Genomic DNA, 19,497 nt, shown 5'->3' with positions numbered 1-19,497 from the left:
GTTTAAATACCTCCGAGGCAGAAATTACGACATCAAGGCTGTCTAATCCATGACTTTACGTTGTTTTACACCCCCTGACGCATGTTTGCAGCCTGAATCGTAGACTGTCTCTCGTTGAATCGCGACACGAAAGATTTTGGGAGCAAGTGATGCGCAAAGTTACCGCTGCCGTCATGGCCTCAACGCTGGCGTTCAGTGCGTTTAGCCAGGCTGCCGTAGCTATCATCAGCGATAACGGTCCCTTAGAAGAGGGCGCAACGCAGAACAGCAGCCAAAGCCATATGTTTGACGGCATAAGTTTAACCGAACATCAGCGTCAACAGATGCGAGATCTGATGCAGAGGGCACGACATGACCAGCCCCCTGTTAATGTTAGCGAAATGGAGACAATGCATCGCCTTGTCACCGCAGAAAATTTTGACGAAAGCGCTGTGCGCGCTCAGGCCGAAAAAATGGCACAGGAACAGGTTGCCCGCCAGGTAGAGATGGCGAAGGTTCGCAACCAGATGTTCAATCTGCTAACGCCCGAGCAGCAAGCGGTTTTGAATGACAGACATCAGCAGCGAATGGACCAGCTGCGAGAGGTTGCACGGATGCAGCGAAGCTCAGAAACGACGTTTTTCAGTAGCAATAGCAGTACCCGTAGTAACCAGTAAACCCTGTTTTCCTTGCCATAGACACCATCCCTGTCTTCCCCCACATGATGTGGGGGTTTTTTTTGTCCCGCATTTGCCCTGTTAACCGTTTATTCATCCTTAGGCTCCCCATGCTTCCGTTATAATAGCGGCATGACATGACAGGAGCGTTTATGAATCAATCCTATGGAAGACTGGTAAGCCGGGCCGCCATTGCGGCGACCGTCGTGGCCTCCAGCCTGTTACTGATTAAAATCTTTGCCTGGTGGTATACCGGCTCGGTCAGTATTCTGGCGGCGCTGGTGGACTCGCTGATGGATATTGCCGCCTCGTTGACTAACCTGCTGGTGGTGCGTTACTCGCTGCAGCCTGCGGATGAAGAACATACATTTGGGCACGGCAAGGCGGAGTCGCTGGCCGCGCTGGCGCAAAGTATGTTTATTTCCGGCTCTGCGCTGTTCCTGTTTTTAACCGGCATTCAGCATCTCGTTTCGCCGACCCCGATGAACGATCCCGGCGTGGGCGTCGTTGTGACGGTCGTTGCGCTTATTTGCACACTTGTTCTGGTAACGTTCCAGCGCTGGGTCGTGCGCAAAACGCAAAGCCAGGCTGTACGGGCAGATATGCTTCATTATCAATCTGATGTTATGATGAATGGGGCTATTCTTATTGCGCTCGGTCTGGCCTGGTATGGCTGGCATCGGGCAGATGCATTGTTTGCGTTAGGAATTGGTATCTATATTTTATATAGCGCCCTGCGGATGGGGTATGAAGCGGTGCAATCACTGCTTGACCGCGCCCTCCCGGACTCAGAACGTAATGAAATTTTTTCTATCGTGACCGCCTGGCCCGGCGTCAGAGGTGCACACGATCTTCGAACGCGGCAGTCAGGGCCGACCCGCTTTATTCAGATTCATATTGAAATGGAAGACAACCTGCCACTGGTACAGGCTCACGTTATTGCTGACCAGGTCGAGCAGGCGATTTTGCAGCGTTTTCCTGGTTCAGACGTCATCATTCACCAGGATCCCTGCTCGGTTGTACCCGGTCACGTTGGGCTTTCGTAATTCGTTGTAAAAAAGTGAGCCAGGCCAGCATTTTGTGTATAAATTACCGCCATTTGGTCTGACCTGAATCAATTCAGCTGGAAGGGATTGATATACTATCTGCAGTATTCGTTGGTCGATAAGTTTCTTCCGGCAACAGATTTCAATTTTGCATTCCTAAGTTCAGAGGTAGTCATGATTAAGAAAATCGGTGTGTTGACAAGCGGCGGTGATGCGCCGGGCATGAACGCGGCAATTCGTGGTGTTGTCCGTGCAGCGCTGACGGAAGGCCTGGAAGTTTTTGGCGTTTATGACGGTTATCTGGGCCTGTATGAAGATCGTATGGTTCAGCTCGACCGTTATAGCGTGTCTGACATGATCAACCGTGGCGGTACTTTCCTCGGTTCTGCGCGCTTCCCGGAATTCCGTGATGAACACGTGCGCGAAGTGGCTATCGAAAACATGAAGAAACGCGGCCTGGATGCCCTGGTGGTTATTGGTGGTGACGGCTCCTATATGGGTGCAAAACGTCTGACCGAAATGGGCTTCCCGTGCATCGGTTTGCCGGGCACCATCGACAACGACATCAAAGGTACTGACTACACTATCGGCTTCTTTACTGCACTGGGTACCGTTGTTGAAGCGATTGACCGTCTGCGTGATACCTCGTCTTCTCACCAGCGTATCTCTATCGTTGAAGTGATGGGCCGTTACTGTGGCGATCTGACGCTGGCGGCAGCCATTGCGGGCGGTTGCGAATTTATCGTCGTGCCAGAAGTCGAATTTAGTCGTGAAGATCTGGTAGCTGAGATCAAAGCGGGCATCGCGAAAGGTAAAAAACACGCGATCGTGGCTATCACCGAGCATATCTGTGACGTTGACGAGCTGGCGAAGTACATCGAAGCCGAAACCAAGCGCGAAACCCGCGCGACCGTACTGGGTCACATCCAGCGTGGTGGTTCCCCTGGCCCTTACGACCGTATTCTGGCTTCCCGCATGGGCGCGTACGCTATCGATCTGCTGCTGCAGGGTCACGGCGGCCGCTGCGTCGGTATTCAGAACGAAAAACTGGTTCACCATGACATCATCGACGCGATTGAAAACATGAAGCGTCCGTTCAAAGGTGACTGGCTGGACTGCGCGAAAAAACTGTACTGATCCCTCAAGCCCTCTCCGTTGCGGAGAGGGCTTTTATTCCACTACGTTATAGCCAATCTTTTTTTATTCTTTAATCCTCGAATCGCTTTCTGGCACGCTGCATTCATCAAAACACTACACAAGAGAGCTGGGCGATGAATAAATGGGGCGTGGGTTTAACATTATTGCTGGCATCGACCAGCGTTCTGGCTAAGGATATCCAGTTACTGAACGTGTCATACGACCCGACGCGTGAACTGTACGAGCAATACAACAAAGCGTTTGCCGCACACTGGAAGCAGGAAACCGGCGATAACGTGGTGGTTCGCCAGTCTCACGGTGGTTCCGGCAAGCAGGCGACGTCTGTGATTAACGGTATTGAAGCCGACGTGGTGACCCTGGCGCTGGCCTACGACGTCGACGCGATCGCCGAACGCGGCCGTATCGACAAAAACTGGATCAAACGCCTGCCGGATAACTCCGCGCCTTACACTTCCACCATTGTTTTCCTGGTACGTAAAGGCAATCCGAAACAGATCCATGACTGGAATGACCTGATCAAACCTGGCGTTTCTGTGATTACCCCAAACCCGAAAAGCTCTGGCGGCGCTCGCTGGAACTACCTGGGCGCCTGGGGTTATGCGCTGCATCACAACAATGGCGACCAGGCCAAAGCGCAGGAATTCGTGAAAGCGCTGTATAAAAACGTCGAGGTGCTGGACTCCGGCGCGCGTGGCGCCACTAACACCTTCGTCGAGCGCGGGATTGGTGACGTGCTGATTGCCTGGGAAAATGAAGCCCTGCTGGCGACCAACGAACTGGGTAAAGACAAATTCGAGATCGTGACCCCGAGTGAATCAATCCTCGCCGAGCCGACCGTTTCCGTGGTCGATAAGGTCGTTGATAAGAAAGGGACCAAAGCGGTGGCGGAAGCTTATCTGAAGTATCTGTACTCGCCAGAAGGTCAGGAAATTGCGGCGAAAAACTTCTATCGTCCACGCGATCCGGCCGTTGCGAAGAAATACGAAAGCGTATTCCCTAAGCTGAAACTCTTCACCATTGATGACGAGTTCGGCGGCTGGACGAAAGCGCAGAAAGAGCACTTCTCCAATGGCGGTACCTTCGACCAGATTAGCCAGCGCTAACCATTAGCCTGTGACACGGTGACCCGGCGTGAGAAATCCGCCGGGTTTTTTATTTGGTCATCATTTTGCGTTACTCTTTTGCCTCTATTGAAAACAGGGAACGCGTTGTGAAAAAAATTATCTTATTGCTCCTCATTGTCATCGCCCTTGCCGCTGGCGGCGTGTACTGGATGAAGGCAGGTAATCCGAATGCGTTGCGCCATATCGTTCTCGACCAGTGCGTCCCGAATCAGATCCAGAACCGTAACCCGGCACCCTGTGCGCAGGTGAAAACGGATGCAGGCTATGTGGTATTTAAAGATCGCAACGGGCCGCTGCAATACCTGCTGATGCCGACATATCGCATCAACGGTACCGAGAGCCCGCTGTTGACTGAAGCTCATACGCCGAACTTTTTCTGGCTGGCGTGGCAGTCGCGCCGCTTTATGACCCTGAAGCGTGGATCCGAGGTGCCTGATAGCGCCATTTCGCTGACGATTAACTCTCCGACAGGGCGCACGCAGAACCATTTTCATATTCATATCTCCTGCCTGCGCCCGGACGTGCGCGAGAAGCTCAACGCGGCGCAGGGAGAAATCAGCACCCAGTGGCTGCCTCTTCCTGGGGGGCTGGAGGGACATGAGTATCTTGCTCGCCGCGTGACGGAGAATGAACTGGCCCAGCGCAGCCCGTTCATGATGCTCGCGGAAGAACTGCCGGAAGCGCGCGATCATATGGGGCGTTTCGCGCTGGCGTTGGCGCAGCAGTCGGATGGTTCGTTTGTGTTGCTGGCGACCGAGCGTAACCTGCTCACGCTTAACCGCGCCTCTGCGGAGGAACTGCAGGATCATCAATGCACTATCCTGAAGTAACCCCACCATAAATCGCGTTTACTCGGGCTGCCTGTCACCGTAGACTTGCTGAAAAATTCTACAGGAGACAGGTATGTCGCTCTGGTTAACGTATCCTCTGCTGCTGCCCTCACTGATCGTTGGCGTCACCATCGTGCTGTGGGCGACGTCGCTATTGCCGGAATTTATCACCGCGCTGCTGTTCTTCACGGCGGCGATGACCGCCAGAATCGCCCCGCCGGAGGTCATCTTCGGCGGTTTTGCCTCGTCTGCTTTCTGGCTGGTATTCAGCGGCTTTGTGCTTGGCGTGGCGATCCGTAAAACCGGACTGGCGGACAGGGCCGCCCGGGCGCTGTCATCAAAGCTTACCGACTCCTGGGTGTTGATGGTGGCGAGCGTGGTGCTGCTGAGCTATGCGCTGGCATTTGTGATGCCGTCGAACATGGGACGTATTGCGCTGCTGATGCCGATTGTCGCGGCGATGGCAAAACGCGCCGGTATCGCCGACGGCTCCCGCGCCTGGTTCGGACTGGCGTTGGCGGTGGGGTTCGGGACTTTCCAGCTTTCGGCGACGATCCTGCCTGCTAACGTCCCTAATCTGGTAATGAGCGGTGCGGCTGAAGGCTCGTACGGCATCCATCTGAACTATGTCCCGTATCTGCTGCTGCATACGCCGGTGCTGGGCATTCTCAAAGGCCTGATCCTGATCGGCCTGATCTGCTGGCTATTTCCCGGTAGCCCGAAACCGCCGAAGGAACAGGCGCCGTCTGAGCCGATGGGGCGGGATGAAAAGCGTCTCGCCTGGCTGCTGGCGGTGGTGCTGGGGATGTGGGTCACGGAGAGCTGGCACGGCGTGGGGCCCGCTTGGACGGGGCTGGCGGCGTCGATCATCGTCATGTTGCCGCGCGTTGGCTTTATAACCGGGGACGAATTTTCAGCGGGCGTGAACATGCGTACCTGCATTTACGTCGCGGGTATTCTCGGTCTGGCAATCGTGGTGACGCAAACCGGAATTGGAACGGCTGTGGGCGAGGTACTGCTTCGCATTATGCCGCTGGATGCAGACAGACCGTTCACCAGTTTCCTGGCGCTGACCGGTATTACCACAGCGCTCAACTTCATTATGACCGCCAACGGCGTGCCGGCGCTTTACACCACGCTGGCGCAGAGCTTCTCGGACGCGACCGGTTTCCCGCTGCTGTCGGTGATCATGATTCAGGTGCTGGGCTATTCCACGCCGCTGCTGCCGTATCAGGCGTCGCCGATTGTGGTGGCAATGGGGCTCGGAAAGGTGCCTGCAAGGGCGGGGATGGTGCTTTGTCTGGCGCTGGCTATTGCGACGTATCTGGTGCTGCTGCCGCTGGATTATCTATGGTTTAGCGTGTTAGGTAAGCTGTAGGGTTTTTGTAGGGCGGGTAAGCGCAAGCGCCACCCGCCACAAAGGCAATTACGCCTGTTTAGCCGCTTCTGCTGCTTTAACGATAACCGCGAATGCGTCAGCTTTCAGGGATGCACCGCCAACCAGCGCGCCATCGATGTCTGGCTGGGTGAACAGCTCAGCAGCGTTGGAAGCGTTAACGGAACCGCCGTACTGGATAATCACTTGCTCAGCGACTTTGGCGTCGGCTTTAGCAATGTGATCGCGGATGAATTTGTGAACCGCCTGAGCCTGCGCAGGGGTTGCAGATTTGCCGGTACCGATCGCCCATACTGGCTCGTATGCGATAACCGCGCCTTCGAACGCTGCCGCGCCCTGGGTTTTCAGCACTGCGTCGATCTGACGTGCGCACACTTCTTCGGTTTTGCCCGCTTCGTTTTCCGCTTCGGTTTCACCGATGCACAGAACCGGGATCAGACCCTGCTCTTTCAGCACGGCGAATTTCTTCGCGATGAACTCATCGGATTCTTTGTGATAGGTGCGACGCTCGGAGTGGCCGATGATGATGTATTTCGCGCCGATATCTTTCAGCATTTCAGCGGAAGTTTCACCGGTGAATGCCCCAGACAGGTTAACGTCTACGTTCTGCGCGCCAAGAATGATGTGGCTGCCGTCAGCGGCACGTTTAGCCAGATCCAGGTACATATCCGGCGGAGCGATAGCAACCGCGCAGCCGGTCACGCCAGCCAGCTCTTTACGCAGGTTCGCAACCAGTTCGTTTACCATGTGGCGGCTGCCGTTCAGTTTCCAGTTACCCATCACTAAAGGATGTCGCATTTCAATTCTCCACGCTAAATAAGCGAATTAAGGAATATGGCCGCCCTGTCGGGCAGCATGGTCTGTGAATCAGTATAGAGATTTTCCCTCGAAAGGCTTTGCTTTTTGTCATTAATTCGCCCCGCCGAGGGTGTCAGATAGTGCCAGCTTAATCGGTTCAACAGCGAAGGTCAGTCCTTTTTCGCCGTTGTCCGCCACAACATAGCGGATCGCGCCTTCGGTATCGGCGTAGTAACGCTTGTTTTTCCCGGCGGTAAGGAGTTTTTGCAGCTTTTGCTGACTTTGCTTTTTCGTCAGCGCAGGGGTAAAGGCCTGCAATACCGCGCTCATGTACTCCAGCGCTTTCGCCTTAGCGGCTTTTTGCTCTGGCCCCTGTATCGGCAGCCAGGTAATTTGCATACTTTTGATTTTCAACGTACCGCGCTCCAGCGCCGTAGAGGCATACAAATTCTCGTTAATCTTGCTTGCCGCACGGGTCAGCGTGGGGGTATCGCGTGAGCCATCAATGGCGCGAAACTCATCCAGCGGGAGCGTGGGGTTGGTCTGATTGAAGGTTTCACGAAACTGGCTGATGGACTGATCGAACGACGGGGCGCCCGCCAGCAGATACGGTGCTGTGGTCGGGGCAGTGGTTTCGGCGGCGTGCAGGGGATAGCCCACGCCGAGGAGCGCTAAACACAGGAAGAGAGAACGTGCCGAACTTTTCATCAACATTGCCCCTGGCCGTAAGTGTTCATGATTAAAACGATATCTGGTCGGCTTGTCAAAAGGTCACAACTCCAGGGTAAAATGCGCGCTATACGATAATAAGGAACCTTACATGACCATACAGCAGTGGCTGTTTTCGTTCAAAGGGCGTATTGGACGCCGTGATTTCTGGATCTGGATGGTGACGTGGGTTGTCGCCATGCTGCTTCTGTTTTTCGTTGCTTACAACGCCTGGCTGAGCACGCAAACGGCGGCCTTCGCGCTGGTCTGTCTGCTATGGCCAACGGCGGCGGTTGTCGTAAAGCGCCTGCACGATCGCGGACGTTCCGGCGCATGGGCATTTCTGATTATTCTGGCTTGGATGCTGGTGGCGGGGAACTGGGCGATGCTTCCATCCATCCTGCCATGGGTCGTGGGCAGGCTGCTGCCGTCGGTCATCTTCGTGATGATGGTTGTCGATCTGGGCGCGTTTATTGGCACCCAGAGCGAAAACAAATACGGTAAAGATACCGTTGAGGTGAAATACCGCTGATCACCAGTAGTGTTCGGCGGTCATATGGCCCGGCCGGCGGCGAAGATGTTTAGTCATCTGCCGGGTATCCTTCAGAAGCTGCTGCGTGTCCCGCACCATCTGCGGGTTGCCGCACAGCATGACGTGGCTGGTTTCAGCGTTCAGCGGCAAACCCACCGCGTCTTCCAGGGCTCCACTCTCAATTAACGCGGGCACGCGACCGGTAAGCGTTCCTGCTACGGTTTCACGACTGACAACCGTCTGAATCTTTAACTTTCCGCCGTACTGCTGCTCCAGCGCCTGCATTTGAGGCAAATAGCTCAGGTCTGCAGCGTAGCGCGCGGCGTGAACCAGCACGATGTTTTTAAAACGCTCCAGGTCTTTGCCGTACTGCAAAATAGAGAGATAAGGGCCGATGGCCGTACCGGTTGCCAGCATCCAGAGCGTGTCACAGTCAGGGATCTCTTCGAGCACAAAGAAGCCTGCCGCTTCACTCACAATCTGCACGTCGTCGCCGGGCTTAAGGGCGGCAAGGCGCGGGCTGAGCTTACCGTCAGGAACGGTGACCAGATAGAACTCGAGGTCCGGGTTATCAGGTGCGTTTACGTAAGAATAGGCGCGCTGCACGCGCTCGCCGTCGACATCCAGCCCCAGCTTCGCAAATTGCCCGGCTTTAAACGGGTGAACGGGAGCATGCAGGGTGAGACTAAATAGCGCATCGGTCCAGAACTGTACCTTTGTGACTTTACCTGTTACCCAGTCCGCCATGATCTTCTCCTGTGCTGTTTCTCTGTTCTATCTTCCGTACTTAGCGGCGAAATTTCCAGCCCGTTAGGGCCGGAAAGCTCAATCGATCAAACGGTTTTACAGAATGTGCGTCTGCACGTCCGGGTCTTTGCGATCGAGATAGTGGATAGACTGAATGCGGCGAATGGTGCGTGATTTACCGCGGATCAGCAGCGTTTCGGTGGTGGCCATATTGCCCTTGCGGGTGATACCGTCCAGCAGATCGCCTTTGGTGATGCCGGTCGCCGAGAAGACAACGTTATCGCTACGCGCCATCTCATCCAGAGCCAGCACTTTATTCGCCTCGATGCCCATTGCTTCGCAGCGTGCCAGCTCGTTTTCCCCAATGCGGCGGTTCTCTTCGCTGTCGCCTTTCACCTCATGGCGGGGCAGCAGACGGGCCTGCATATCGCCATCCAGCGCGCGGATGACTGCCGCGGAGACCACACCTTCCGGCGCGCCTCCGATGCCGTACAGCACGTCCACTTCGCTGTCCGGCATGCAGGTCAGGATCGAGGCGGCAACGTCACCGTCAGGAATAGCGAACACGCGCACGCCGAGCTTTTGCATCTGCGCGATGATGGCGTCGTGGCGCGGTTTCGCCAGAATAGTCACGGTGAGTTCGCTAAGGGGTTTGCCCAGGGCTTTGGCGATGTTATGCAGGTTCTCTTCCAGCGGCAGGCTAAGGTCGATTGCGCCTTTCGCGCCTGGACCGACAATCAGCTTTTCCATGTACATATCCGGCGCGTTGAGGAAGCAGCCTTTATCGCCCACGGCCAGCACCGCTAACGCATTGGCCTGACCCATCGCCGTCATGCGGGTGCCTTCGATCGGGTCGACGGCGATATCCACGGCATCGCCTTTGCCGGTACCAACTTTTTCACCGATATAGAGCATCGGCGCTTCGTCGATCTCGCCTTCGCCGATCACGATGGTGCCGTCAATGTTGACCTGGTTAAGCACAATGCGCATGGCATGGACGGCTGCGCCGTCTGCGGTATTTTTGTCGCCACGACCCAGCCATTTATAGCCTGCGAGGGCGGCCGCTTCGGTGACGCGGGAAAACTCGATAGCAAGTTCACGTTTCATGAGGTACTCGTGCAATCAAAAGGAATTGCACGAAGTTTATCACAGAGTGGAGAGGGGTGAGGGGTCCGGTGCGGTCAGAGCCCCTCACCCTAACCCTCTCCCCAGGGGAGAGGATATATAGGATTACTCGTCGTGCTCTTCCCACGCCAGGGCGCGTTTTACCGCTTTTTTCCAGCCGCTGTAGCGGAAGTTACGCTCGGTGGTTTCGATGCCAGGGCGGAATTCGCGTTCGATAACCGCTTTTTCCTGCAGCTCGTCCAGGTTCTGCCAGAAGCCTACAGCCAGACCGGCAAGGTACGCCGCGCCCAGCGCCGTCACTTCACGGACTTCAGGGCGCTCAACGCGGGTGCCGAGAATGTCGGACTGGAACTGCATCAGGAAGTTATTCGCTACCGCACCGCCGTCCACGCGCAGGGCGTGCAGACGAATACCGGAGTCAGCCTGCATCGCTTCCAGCACGTCGCGAGTCTGGTAGGCGATGGATTCTAGAGTAGCGCGAATAATGTGGTTAGAGTTCACACCGCGCGTCAGGCCGAAAATCGCGCCGCGGGCATACGGGTCCCAGTACGGTGCGCCCAGACCGGTGAACGCAGGCACCACGTACACGCCGTTGGTGTCTTTCACTTTGGTCGCGAAGTACTCGGAGTCGAACGCATCGCTGATCAGCTTCATCTCGTCGCGCAGCCACTGAATGGATGCACCCGCCATGAACACCGCACCTTCCAGCGCATAGTTCACTTCGCCGCGCGGGCCGCAGGCGATGGTGGTCAGCAGGCCGTTTTCTGATTTCACCGCCTTCTCGCCGGTGTTCATCAGCATAAAGCAGCCGGTGCCGTAGGTGTTCTTCGCCATCCCTTCCTTGACGCACAGCTGGCCGAACAGCGCCGCCTGCTGGTCACCGGCGATACCGGCGATAGGAATACGGGTGCCGCCTTTACCGCCGATGTTGGTCTGGCCGTACACTTCTGAAGACTTACGCACTTCAGGCAGCATCGCGCGCGGAATGTCCAGCGCGTCCAGCATCTTGTCATCCCACTCCAGGGTGTTGATGTTGAACAGCATGGTACGTGAGGCGTTGGTGTAGTCGGTGACGTGAACGCGTCCCTGGGTCATTTTCCAGATAAGCCAGGTATCGACGGTACCGAACAGCAGCTCGCCGCGTTTAGCACGCTCGCGTGAACCTTCCACGTGGTCGAGGATCCATTTCACTTTGGTGCCGGAGAAATATGGGTCAACCACCAGACCGGTGGCGCTGCGCACGTACTCTTCCATACCGTCGCGCTTCAGCTGTTCGCAGATCTCGGATGTACGGCGGCACTGCCAGACGATAGCGTTGTAAATGGGTTTACCGGTCTCGCGTTCCCAGACCACGGTAGTTTCACGCTGGTTGGTGATACCAATCGCGGCAATCTCGTCGGAACTGATATCGGCTTTCGCCAGCACTTCGACCAGCGTGGAGCTCTGGGACGCCCAAATCTCCATCGGGTCATGTTCTACCCAGCCTGGACGAGGATAAATTTGCTCAAATTCGCGCTGTGACACGCTGACGATGTTCGCGTCATGATCCATTACGACAGCGCGGGAGCTGGTAGTGCCCTGGTCGAGCGCAACGATATATTTTTTTTCGGTCATGGTATGTGTCCCGTAGTCAGATTACAGCGAAGCTTTTTGTTGTGCGGTAGAAGTCGTTTCCTTCTCCTCTTCCACACAGGTGTCGCACGGTAAGTGGCGACCAATTAATTTGCGGTAGCTAAACGCACCCAGCGCAGCCCCGACAACCGGCGCAAACAGCGGTACCAGGAAGTAAGGAATGTCTTTGCCACCGGTGAAGGCGACGTCGCCCCAGCCTGCGATAAAGGCGAACGCTTTTGGCCCGATATCACGTGCCGGGTTCATCGCGAAGCCGGTCAGCGGGCCCATGGATGCGCCAATCACCGCAATCAGCAAACCAATCAGCAGGGGTGCCAGCGGGCCACGCGGAATGCCGTTTCCGTCGTCGGTCAGCGCCAGGATAACGCCCATCAGAATAGCGGTAATCACCATTTCAACTGCGAACGCCTGCACAAAATTGATATGTGGGTTTGGATAGGTTGAGAAGATGCCTGCCAGATCCAGACTCTCGACGCTGCCGCGTACCATATGATGCGTCTGTTCGAAGTCGATGAAAAGATTGTAATAAAGCCCGTAAACTAACGCCGCTGCGCAAAACGCGCCGGCAAACTGAGAAAGAATAAAAGGAACAACTTTGCGTCCGTCAAAGCACGCGAACAGCCAAAGCGCGATTGTCACCGCCGGGTTAAGATGTGCACCAGAAACCCCTGCGGTCAGGTAGATGGCCATCGCCACGCCCAGACCCCAGATGATACTGATTTCCCACTGACCAAAACTGGCACCCGCCACTTTCAGTGCAGCGACACAGCCCACTCCGAAGAATATCAACAACCCGGTACCAAGGAACTCGGCAATGCACTGGCCTTTTAAGGTTGATGTCTGACTCATAATCGGAATCCTGAAGAAATTGATGTTTATTGTTAGCATGGCCGCCCGTGACAGCCACGATGCCCTGTAGACATAGTGTTAATTTATCGTTAACGAGCAAAAACGAGAAATATCGAAATCAAAATGTGTGGTCTGCGTCAATAAAATGAGCGTTTTCGCGCCATAAAGCACATTTTTGCAGCAGTACAGGATCGGTACAGGAATGTGAGCTGAATCATTTCATTAACGAATCAGTTAACAATTTAGGGGTATATGACGCGAACACACCAGGACCAGACCTAAAAGTGTTGCAAACCGCGATCTGCGCGGTGTGTCGCTGGACACAGAGCCCCGCGCTCCATACAATCGACGGTATATGTCGTGCGCGTTTATGTTAAAGCGTCGCCTTGCAATTCAGGAGAGGTAGCATCATGTCTTTAGAAGTGTTTGAGAAACTGGAATCGAAAGTACAGCAGGCGATTGACACCATCACCCTGCTGCAGATGGAAATTGAAGAGCTGAAAGAGAAAAACAACAGCCTGGCGCAGGAAGTTCAGAACGCTCAGCACGGCCGCGAAGAACTGGAGCGCGAAAACAACCAGCTGCGCGAACAGCAGAACGGCTGGCAGGATCGCCTGCAGGCGCTGCTTGGACGTATGGAAGAGGTTTAATTCCCATTGGGATGAACTCAGTAGGCCGGGTAAGGCGAAGCCGCCACCCGGCTTTTTTTATGCCAGTAATAAAAAAGGCCGCCAAAGGCGGCCTTAACGCTACTTGTCCTGCGCTGTCATAGCATAAGCAACGAACACATTGGGTTCATCACTCTTTACCACGAGTACGCTGGCGACAATGAACGCGATACATAAATAGCGTTTCATTATGCGGTCCCTGCAGCTAACCGCTCCACCGTTCACCACCGGTGATAAGTCGGTGGACACAAGCCCTGGTGTTAGCCTGCTTTACGGTAGTGAATACACCTTTCCCTGGACCGATGCCCATTTGCGAGATGGAGGAAAGGGACGCTGTATCATAAAGAGCATCAACCGTGGCGTTAAGGTTTTCATGGGCAATTAGGATTTTATAAAGGTTCTGAGGGGTTGCCCAAGGTGTAGACGAGAGTATGATGAAGTTCCTTGGTGTTAGTCTGTAAGACTCCCCAACGGACCGCGAATCCCGAGGGACAAAAAAAACCGCCACATTGCTGTTGGCGGTTTTTTTATGGTTCTCGCTGACTCTTTAACTATTCAATATCCAGCGGATCTTCGGAAAGGATAATGCCGGTATTATCGGCGTAGAGATGATCCCCGGAGAAGAAGGTCACGCCGCCGAAGTTAACGCGCACGTCGCTTTCGCCAATGCCGTCACCTGTCGCTCCTACCGGTATGGCCGCGATGGCCTGAATCCCGATATCCAGGTCTTCAAGATCGTCGACCTGACGCACGGAACCGTACACCACAATGCCTTCCCACTCATTCTGGACGGCAATGCCTGCCAGTTCAGCATCAATTAATGCACGGCGCACGGAACCACCGCCGTCGACCACAAGAACACGGCCGCGGCCATTCTGTTCGAGCAGATCGTACAGCAACCCGTTGTCCTCGAAACATTTCACCGTGACGATTTGACCGCCAAACGACGACCTCCCACCAAAGTTGGAGAACAGCGGTTCAACGACGTTGACATCTTCCTGGTAGATGTCACAAAGCTCGGAGGTATCGTATTTCATAGGTTTAACGCTCAGTTGCTGCGAATGTGTTCAGTATATCGCGCGAAATGCGTTGTTGGCAAAATCATCAATTGTTAATTGATATTTGTCAGCTAACGCAGCGTCTGGCTTAAAACAATCCCGATGACGAACAACAGGTTAGTCAGCAACGCGCCTTTTACCGTACGTTCCAGCATTGGCGGCATGGCGGAAGGGCTGAGTTCACGCATCACAAAGCGGGCCTGCTTAATCAGCAGCGGCGCGGCAAGCACAAACAGCCAGCCCCACAAGCTCTGTAAGGAAATCAGGTTAAACAGCGCCAGGCAAACCAGCGCACCAATGAGCAGGCTGGCATGATAGCGGCGCGCATTCACCGGCCCAAGACGAACCGCCAGGGTGTTTTTGCCGTTCTCGCGATCGCTGTCGATGTCGCGCAGGTTGTTGATGTTGAGCACCGCCGTCGCCAGCAGACCGCAGGCGGTCGCAGGGAGGAACAGGGCAGGAATCACCGTATGCGCCTGCAGGTACCAGCTTCCCATCACGCTCAGCCAGCCGAAGAACACCAGTACGGAGATATCCCCGAGCCCAATATAACCGTAAGGACGCGTGCCGACGGTGTAGGTGATGGCCGCGATAATGGCCAATAAACCCAGCACCAGGAAGCCAATAAAATCGCTCGGGGTCTTAGACGCCACGGTCACCAGCGCCAGGCCGGATAGACAGATCAGCACTACGGTGATAATCAGCGCGCGTTTCATCTGCGCCTGGGTAATCACCCCTTTCTGCATTCCGCGCAGTGGCCCTATGCGGTCCGGCTTGTCGCTGCCTTTTACCGCGTCGCCGTAGTCGTTGGCGAGATTGGAGAGGATTTGCAGCAGGCCAGCGGTAATCAAAGCCAGCGCGGCGACCAGCGGATCAAAATAACCCTGCCACCAGGCAAGGGCGGTGCCGACGATAATCGCGGCAAAGGCCAGAGGAAGTGTTTTAGGGCGCAGACTTTCGAGCCACGCCTGAGTACGGCTGATGTCAGTCATAGGTATATAGCCAATAAAAATGGGGGCATTAGCCCCCATTAAACGTGATGAGAATCCAGTAACCGCGATTATAGGATAAAACGGCTCAGATCTTCATCTGCCACTAACGCATCCAGATGTTTACTCACATATTCTGCGTCAATGGTAATGGTTTGACCGTTCAGGTCACTCGCATCATAAGAGATATCTTCCACCAGGCGTTCCAGCACGGTGTGCAGACGACGCGCACCGATGTTCTCGGTGGTTTCGTTCACCTGCCATGCGGCCTGAGCGATACGTTTAATACCGTCTTCGGTGAACTCGAGGTTCACGCCTTCGGTCGCCATCAGCGCTTTGTACTGTACGGTAGCAGAGGCGTTTGGTTCGGTCAGGATACGTTCGAAATCTTCGGTGGTCAGCGCCTGCAGCTCAACGCGGATGGGCAGACGCCCCTGCAGTTCGGGGATCAGATCCGACGGGCTGGCAACCTGGAACGCCCCTGAAGCGATAAACAGGATGTGGTCCGTTTTCACCATGCCGTGCTTGGTGGAGACGGTGCAGCCTTCAACCAGCGGCAGCAGGTCGCGCTGAACGCCTTCACGGGAAACATCCGGGCCGGAGCTGTTGCCGCCGCGCTTACAAATTTTGTCGATTTCGTCGATAAACACGATGCCGTGCTGCTCAACCGCGTCGATAGCGTCCTGCTTCAGCTCTTCCGGGTTAACCAGCTTCGCCGCTTCTTCTTCAATCAGCAGCTTCATCGCGTCTTTGATTTTCAGCTTACGCGCTTTCTGCTTTTGTCCGCCCAGGTTCTGGAACATCGACTGTAGCTGGCTGGTCATCTCTTCCATGCCTGGAGGCGCCATGATTTCCACACCCATCGGCGCGGCAGCGAGATCGATCTCAATCTCTTTGTCATCCAGCTGGCCTTCACGGAGCTTCTTGCGAAATGCCTGGCGCGCAGCGGACGGCTCCGCCTGCTGTTCTGCCTGGCCCCAGTTGTTTTTTGCCGGTGGGATTAGAACGTCGAGAATGCGCTCTTCGGCCATCTCTTCAGCGCGATAGCGGTTTTTCTCGATCGCCTGGACGCGCACCATCTTGATCGCCGAGTCGGTCAGATCGCGAATGATGGAGTCCACTTCTTTACCCACATAGCCCACTTCGGTGAACTTGGTGGCTTCAACTTTGATGAACGGCGCGTTAGCCAGCTTCGCCAGACGACGGGCGATTTCGGTTTTACCGACGCCGGTCGGGCCGATCATCAGAATGTTTTTCGGCGTTACTTCGTGGCGCAGCTCTTCGTCAAGCTGCATACGACGCCAGCGGTTACGCAGAGCGATAGCCACGGAACGCTTGGCGTTATCCTGGCCGATAATGTGTTTGTTCAGTTCGCTGACAATTTCGCGTGGGGTCATTTCAGACATGGGAGATCCTTACGCTTTGGAGGTCAATTCTTCGATGGTGTGGTTGTGGTTGGTATAGATGCAGATATCACCTGCAATATCCAACGCTTTCACCGCGATATCACGCGCGTTCATGTCGGTGTTTTCCAACAGCGCGCGGGCTGCAGCCTGGGCATAAGGGCCGCCAGAGCCGATGGCAATCAGGTCATTTTCCGGCTGAATCACGTCACCGTTACCGGTGATGATCAGCGAGGCGGTTTCATCGGCCACGGCGAGCAGTGCTTCAAGCTTGCGCAGCATGCGGTCGGTACGCCAGTCTTTTGCCAGCTCAACGGCAGCTTTCACCAGATGACCCTGGTGCATTTCCAGTTTGCGTTCAAACAGTTCAAACAGCGTGAAGGCATCCGCCGTGCCGCCTGCAAAACCGGCGATCACTTTGTCGTTGTAGAGACGGCGCACTTTCTTCACGTTGCCTTTCATGACGGTATTACCCAGCGTGGCCTGGCCATCACCGGCGATTACCACATGGCCGTTACGGCGTACACTTACTATTGTTGTCACGAGCAGACCCCCTGGTTACAGAATCGGGAAACAGAAGCCCTGAGCCTGTGCTCAGGGCTGAATTAAATGATAGATGGGGGGGATTTTGGGGGTTTCAACCCCCGGAGGCGAGTCGAATGCAGTTTGTGTGACCAGCGATTTTCAACCGCGAAATGGTGCCATCGGCATTTTCTTTGCCTTTGACCGGACCAATCACCACGCGATTCCAGCCGTTATTGGTGGTAATACGCGAATCGAACCCTTCAAAGGCCAGCTGCGCGCGCACCGTTTCCGCCTGCTCGGCACCTTTGAATGAACCGCACTGCACCATCCAGCGGCGTTCGTCTTTTTTCTCCGCCGTCTGCTTAGGTGCTTCGGTCTCTTTGGTCACCGGCGCGGCCTGCTGGGTTTTCGGCTGCTGCGCGGTGGTATGCGCTGGCGTCTGGAGCAGATCCTGATACGGCTGAGCCGCCTGTTTCTGCGGCTGAGCTTTCGGCTGCTGCTGGACAGGCTGAGACTGCACCGTACGCGTCTGCTGCTGGTATGGCTGCTCCGTTACCCGCGGCTGTGCTTTCGGCTGCTGCACCGGCTGGGTTTGTGCCCACTGCTGCTGTTGCTGTTGCTGCTGGATCTGCTGTTGCGCCTGACGTCGCTGCAGCGTTTGCTGGCGTTGTGCTGGCGTCTGCTCATTCCAGGGAACTTCGTTCAGCTGCGTAGGCTGCTGGCGCATATCGGCCTGCATTTGGGCCAGTAGCTGACGCTGTTCATCCGTCAGCTGATTCGCATTCTGCACTTCACCACCCGCAGAAGGTTCGGTTGGCGCACGCACTCCAGGCTGACGGCTTTCCAGCTCTTTGATATAGCGCCAGCGCTCTTCAGGCTTCGGAGGAAGACCATTTCCGGCAACTTTACTGGCCTGCAGTGCCTCAGATTCTTCTTTTTTATGGTGCGTGATAAAGTACAGGCCACCAATAAAGGCGACGACTACAGCCGCAGCAATAGCGACCATTGCTGGCGATACAGCAGGCAGGTTACGTTGCTTTTTCCTTGAGCTACTCTTTTTGCGTCGCGAAGGTGCCGGCTGGCCGCGACGTACATAATCTCGTTGTGCCACTATCGTTTCGCTGTATTTATTCGTTCGTCAGTCCGCCATGTTACTTAAGCGGCGGGGCTTTGACCAGATAAGGGTATCCGAAAGACGTTTACTTTAAGTCAATGCCTGGGTAGTGCCGCGAACGATCAGTTCGCAGTCCAGCAGCCGCGAGCCGCTGCTAACTGTTTGACCGTGAAGCTGATCCAGCAGAAGCAGCATCGCTTCGCGGCCGATTTGATAGCGTGGCTGAGCGACCGTTGACAGCGGCGGATCGCAAAATTCTGAAAGCGAAATATTGTCGAAACCGATGATCGATAAATCTTTCGGTATCCGCAGGCCGCGGCGTTTGGCGTACGATAATGCGCCCAGCGCCATCACGTCGCTGTGACAAAATACGGCGGTTGGCGGCTCAGGCAGGTCCAGAAGTTTCTCCAGCGCCTGTCCACCGGCTGCGAAGGTAAAATCACCGCGCGCAATGTAGTGCGGATCGACGGTGACGCCGGTACGGCGCAGCGCCTGAACGTAGCCCTGCAAACGGTAGTGACACAGCGGCATCTCTTCCGGCCCGGCAATACAGCCAATGCGCTTGTGCCCCAGCTCCTGAAGATAGTTTACGGCGTTGAACGCGGCGGTAAGGTTATCGATATGGACCGTCGGCAGCTCAAGCTCCGGCGCAAACTCGTTGGCCATGACCATCGGCGGTAGATTGCGCTGCTCTTCGATGCTGGCATCAAACGGCAGGCGAGAGCCAAGCAGCAGCATGCCGTCGATCTGCTTGGTGATAATGAGATCGATGAAGGTCTTTTCCTGCTGGTTCTGATGGGCGCAGTCGCCAATGAGCACCAGGTACCCCTGTTCCGCCGCGGTGACTTCAATACCGCGGATAATCTCGCTGAAGAAGGGGTCGCAGATGTCCGGCACAATTACCAGAATGGTACGCGACTCGTTGCGTTTGACGTTACGCCCCATCGCCTGTGGAAAATATCCCACTTCAAGCGCAGCCTGCTCCACCCGGTTACGGGTCGCCTGGGAGACTTTATCCGGGTTCATTAATGCGCGGGATACCGTTGCCGTAGAGACTTGTGCTTTCTGGGCAACGTCTTTCATGGTCGCCGGTGCAACCTCTTTCCTGGACTTCAACGTCTTCTCCTCGCCTGAACACC

General features: G+C 55.4%; 20 protein-coding genes. 8 read left to right on the top strand and 12 right to left on the bottom strand.

Annotated elements, in window-relative coordinates:
* Positions 1-149 precede the first annotated feature (149 nt).
* From cpxP to KGP24_RS22820, 6 genes are all read left to right on the top strand, one after another.
* Positions 150-656 (top strand): cell-envelope stress modulator CpxP, encoded by a 507-nt coding sequence (gene cpxP, locus KGP24_RS22845; protein WP_223561877.1) that lies wholly within the window; start codon positions 150-152, stop codon positions 654-656.
* A 152-nt stretch (positions 657-808) separates the two neighbouring features.
* Positions 809-1,702, top strand: coding sequence for a CDF family cation-efflux transporter FieF (gene fieF, locus KGP24_RS22840; RefSeq protein WP_223561876.1), 894 nt, complete (start codon positions 809-811; stop codon positions 1,700-1,702).
* A 174-nt stretch (positions 1,703-1,876) separates the two neighbouring features.
* A complete protein-coding gene (pfkA, locus tag KGP24_RS22835; protein ID WP_023309696.1) occupies positions 1,877-2,839 on the top strand; it encodes a 6-phosphofructokinase in 963 nt (320 codons plus the stop codon).
* Between the two features lie 134 nt (positions 2,840-2,973).
* On the top strand, positions 2,974-3,963 hold the full coding sequence (locus tag KGP24_RS22830; protein WP_223561875.1) for a sulfate ABC transporter substrate-binding protein: 990 nt from the start codon (positions 2,974-2,976) through the stop codon (positions 3,961-3,963).
* 107 nt (positions 3,964-4,070) lie between these two features.
* Positions 4,071-4,814 carry a CDP-diacylglycerol diphosphatase gene (locus KGP24_RS22825; RefSeq protein ID WP_223561874.1) on the top strand — a complete coding sequence of 248 codons (744 nt, stop codon included), beginning with the start codon at positions 4,071-4,073 and terminating at the stop codon, positions 4,812-4,814.
* 73 nt (positions 4,815-4,887) lie between these two features.
* Positions 4,888-6,192, top strand: coding sequence for an SLC13 family permease (locus KGP24_RS22820; protein ID WP_223561873.1), 1,305 nt, complete (start codon positions 4,888-4,890; stop codon positions 6,190-6,192).
* Between the two features lie 48 nt (positions 6,193-6,240).
* On the opposite strand, the gene tpiA is transcribed toward KGP24_RS22820, so the two are convergent.
* On the bottom strand, positions 6,241-7,008 hold the full coding sequence (gene tpiA, locus KGP24_RS22815) for a triose-phosphate isomerase (RefSeq protein ID WP_003862019.1): 768 nt from the start codon (positions 7,006-7,008) through the stop codon (positions 6,241-6,243).
* Between the two features lie 111 nt (positions 7,009-7,119).
* A complete protein-coding gene (locus KGP24_RS22810) occupies positions 7,120-7,716 on the bottom strand; it encodes a DUF1454 family protein (RefSeq protein ID WP_223561872.1) in 597 nt (198 codons plus the stop codon).
* Between the two features lie 112 nt (positions 7,717-7,828).
* Here KGP24_RS22810 and KGP24_RS22805 point away from each other — a divergent pair, with 112 nt between their 5' ends.
* On the top strand, positions 7,829-8,248 hold the full coding sequence (locus KGP24_RS22805) for a DUF805 domain-containing protein (RefSeq protein ID WP_008501811.1): 420 nt from the start codon (positions 7,829-7,831) through the stop codon (positions 8,246-8,248).
* On the opposite strand, the gene fpr is transcribed toward KGP24_RS22805, so the two are convergent.
* The 4 genes from fpr to KGP24_RS22785 all read right to left on the bottom strand — a co-directional run bounded on the left by fpr (position 8,249) and on the right by KGP24_RS22785 (position 12,601).
* A complete protein-coding gene (fpr, locus tag KGP24_RS22800; RefSeq protein ID WP_223561871.1) occupies positions 8,249-8,995 on the bottom strand; it encodes a ferredoxin--NADP(+) reductase in 747 nt (248 codons plus the stop codon).
* A 96-nt stretch (positions 8,996-9,091) separates the two neighbouring features.
* Entirely contained in the window at positions 9,092-10,102 is a 1,011-nt protein-coding gene (glpX, locus tag KGP24_RS22795) for a class II fructose-bisphosphatase (RefSeq protein ID WP_223561870.1), read from the bottom strand.
* A 123-nt stretch (positions 10,103-10,225) separates the two neighbouring features.
* Positions 10,226-11,734, bottom strand: coding sequence for a glycerol kinase GlpK (gene glpK / locus KGP24_RS22790; RefSeq protein WP_023333857.1), 1,509 nt, complete (start codon positions 11,732-11,734; stop codon positions 10,226-10,228).
* Positions 11,735-11,755: 21 nt separating this feature from the next.
* Positions 11,756-12,601: an MIP/aquaporin family protein gene (locus KGP24_RS22785; protein WP_014885705.1), complete on the bottom strand. Its 846-nt coding sequence runs from the start codon at positions 12,599-12,601 to the stop codon at positions 11,756-11,758.
* 410 nt (positions 12,602-13,011) lie between these two features.
* Here KGP24_RS22785 and zapB point away from each other — a divergent pair, with 410 nt between their 5' ends.
* A complete protein-coding gene (gene zapB / locus KGP24_RS22780; RefSeq protein ID WP_010436935.1) occupies positions 13,012-13,251 on the top strand; it encodes a septal ring assembly protein ZapB in 240 nt (79 codons plus the stop codon).
* 569 nt (positions 13,252-13,820) lie between these two features.
* Here the strand turns inward: zapB and rraA are convergent.
* The 6 genes from rraA to cytR all read right to left on the bottom strand — a co-directional run bounded on the left by rraA (position 13,821) and on the right by cytR (position 19,474).
* The gene (gene rraA, locus KGP24_RS22775) at positions 13,821-14,306 is read right to left on the bottom strand and encodes a ribonuclease E activity regulator RraA (RefSeq protein ID WP_223561869.1); all 486 of its coding nucleotides are present in this window, start codon (positions 14,304-14,306) and stop codon (positions 13,821-13,823) included.
* 92 nt (positions 14,307-14,398) lie between these two features.
* The gene (gene menA / locus KGP24_RS22770) at positions 14,399-15,319 is read right to left on the bottom strand and encodes a 1,4-dihydroxy-2-naphthoate polyprenyltransferase (protein ID WP_223561868.1); all 921 of its coding nucleotides are present in this window, start codon (positions 15,317-15,319) and stop codon (positions 14,399-14,401) included.
* Positions 15,320-15,387: 68 nt separating this feature from the next.
* Entirely contained in the window at positions 15,388-16,722 is a 1,335-nt protein-coding gene (gene hslU / locus KGP24_RS22765) for an HslU--HslV peptidase ATPase subunit (protein WP_010436948.1), read from the bottom strand.
* 9 nt (positions 16,723-16,731) lie between these two features.
* Entirely contained in the window at positions 16,732-17,262 is a 531-nt protein-coding gene (gene hslV / locus KGP24_RS22760) for an ATP-dependent protease subunit HslV (protein ID WP_008501802.1), read from the bottom strand.
* Positions 17,263-17,356: 94 nt separating this feature from the next.
* On the bottom strand, positions 17,357-18,355 hold the full coding sequence (gene ftsN / locus KGP24_RS22755; protein ID WP_223561867.1) for a cell division protein FtsN: 999 nt from the start codon (positions 18,353-18,355) through the stop codon (positions 17,357-17,359).
* A gap of 93 nt (positions 18,356-18,448) precedes the next feature.
* Positions 18,449-19,474: a DNA-binding transcriptional regulator CytR gene (cytR, locus tag KGP24_RS22750; RefSeq protein ID WP_023309683.1), complete on the bottom strand. Its 1,026-nt coding sequence runs from the start codon at positions 19,472-19,474 to the stop codon at positions 18,449-18,451.
* Between the last annotated feature and the right edge of the window lie 23 nt (positions 19,475-19,497).

The organism is Enterobacter sp. JBIWA008, assembly GCF_019968765.1.
GTDB lineage: Bacteria > Pseudomonadota > Gammaproteobacteria > Enterobacterales > Enterobacteriaceae > Enterobacter.
This window is presented reverse-complemented; position numbering and strand designations above follow the sequence as displayed.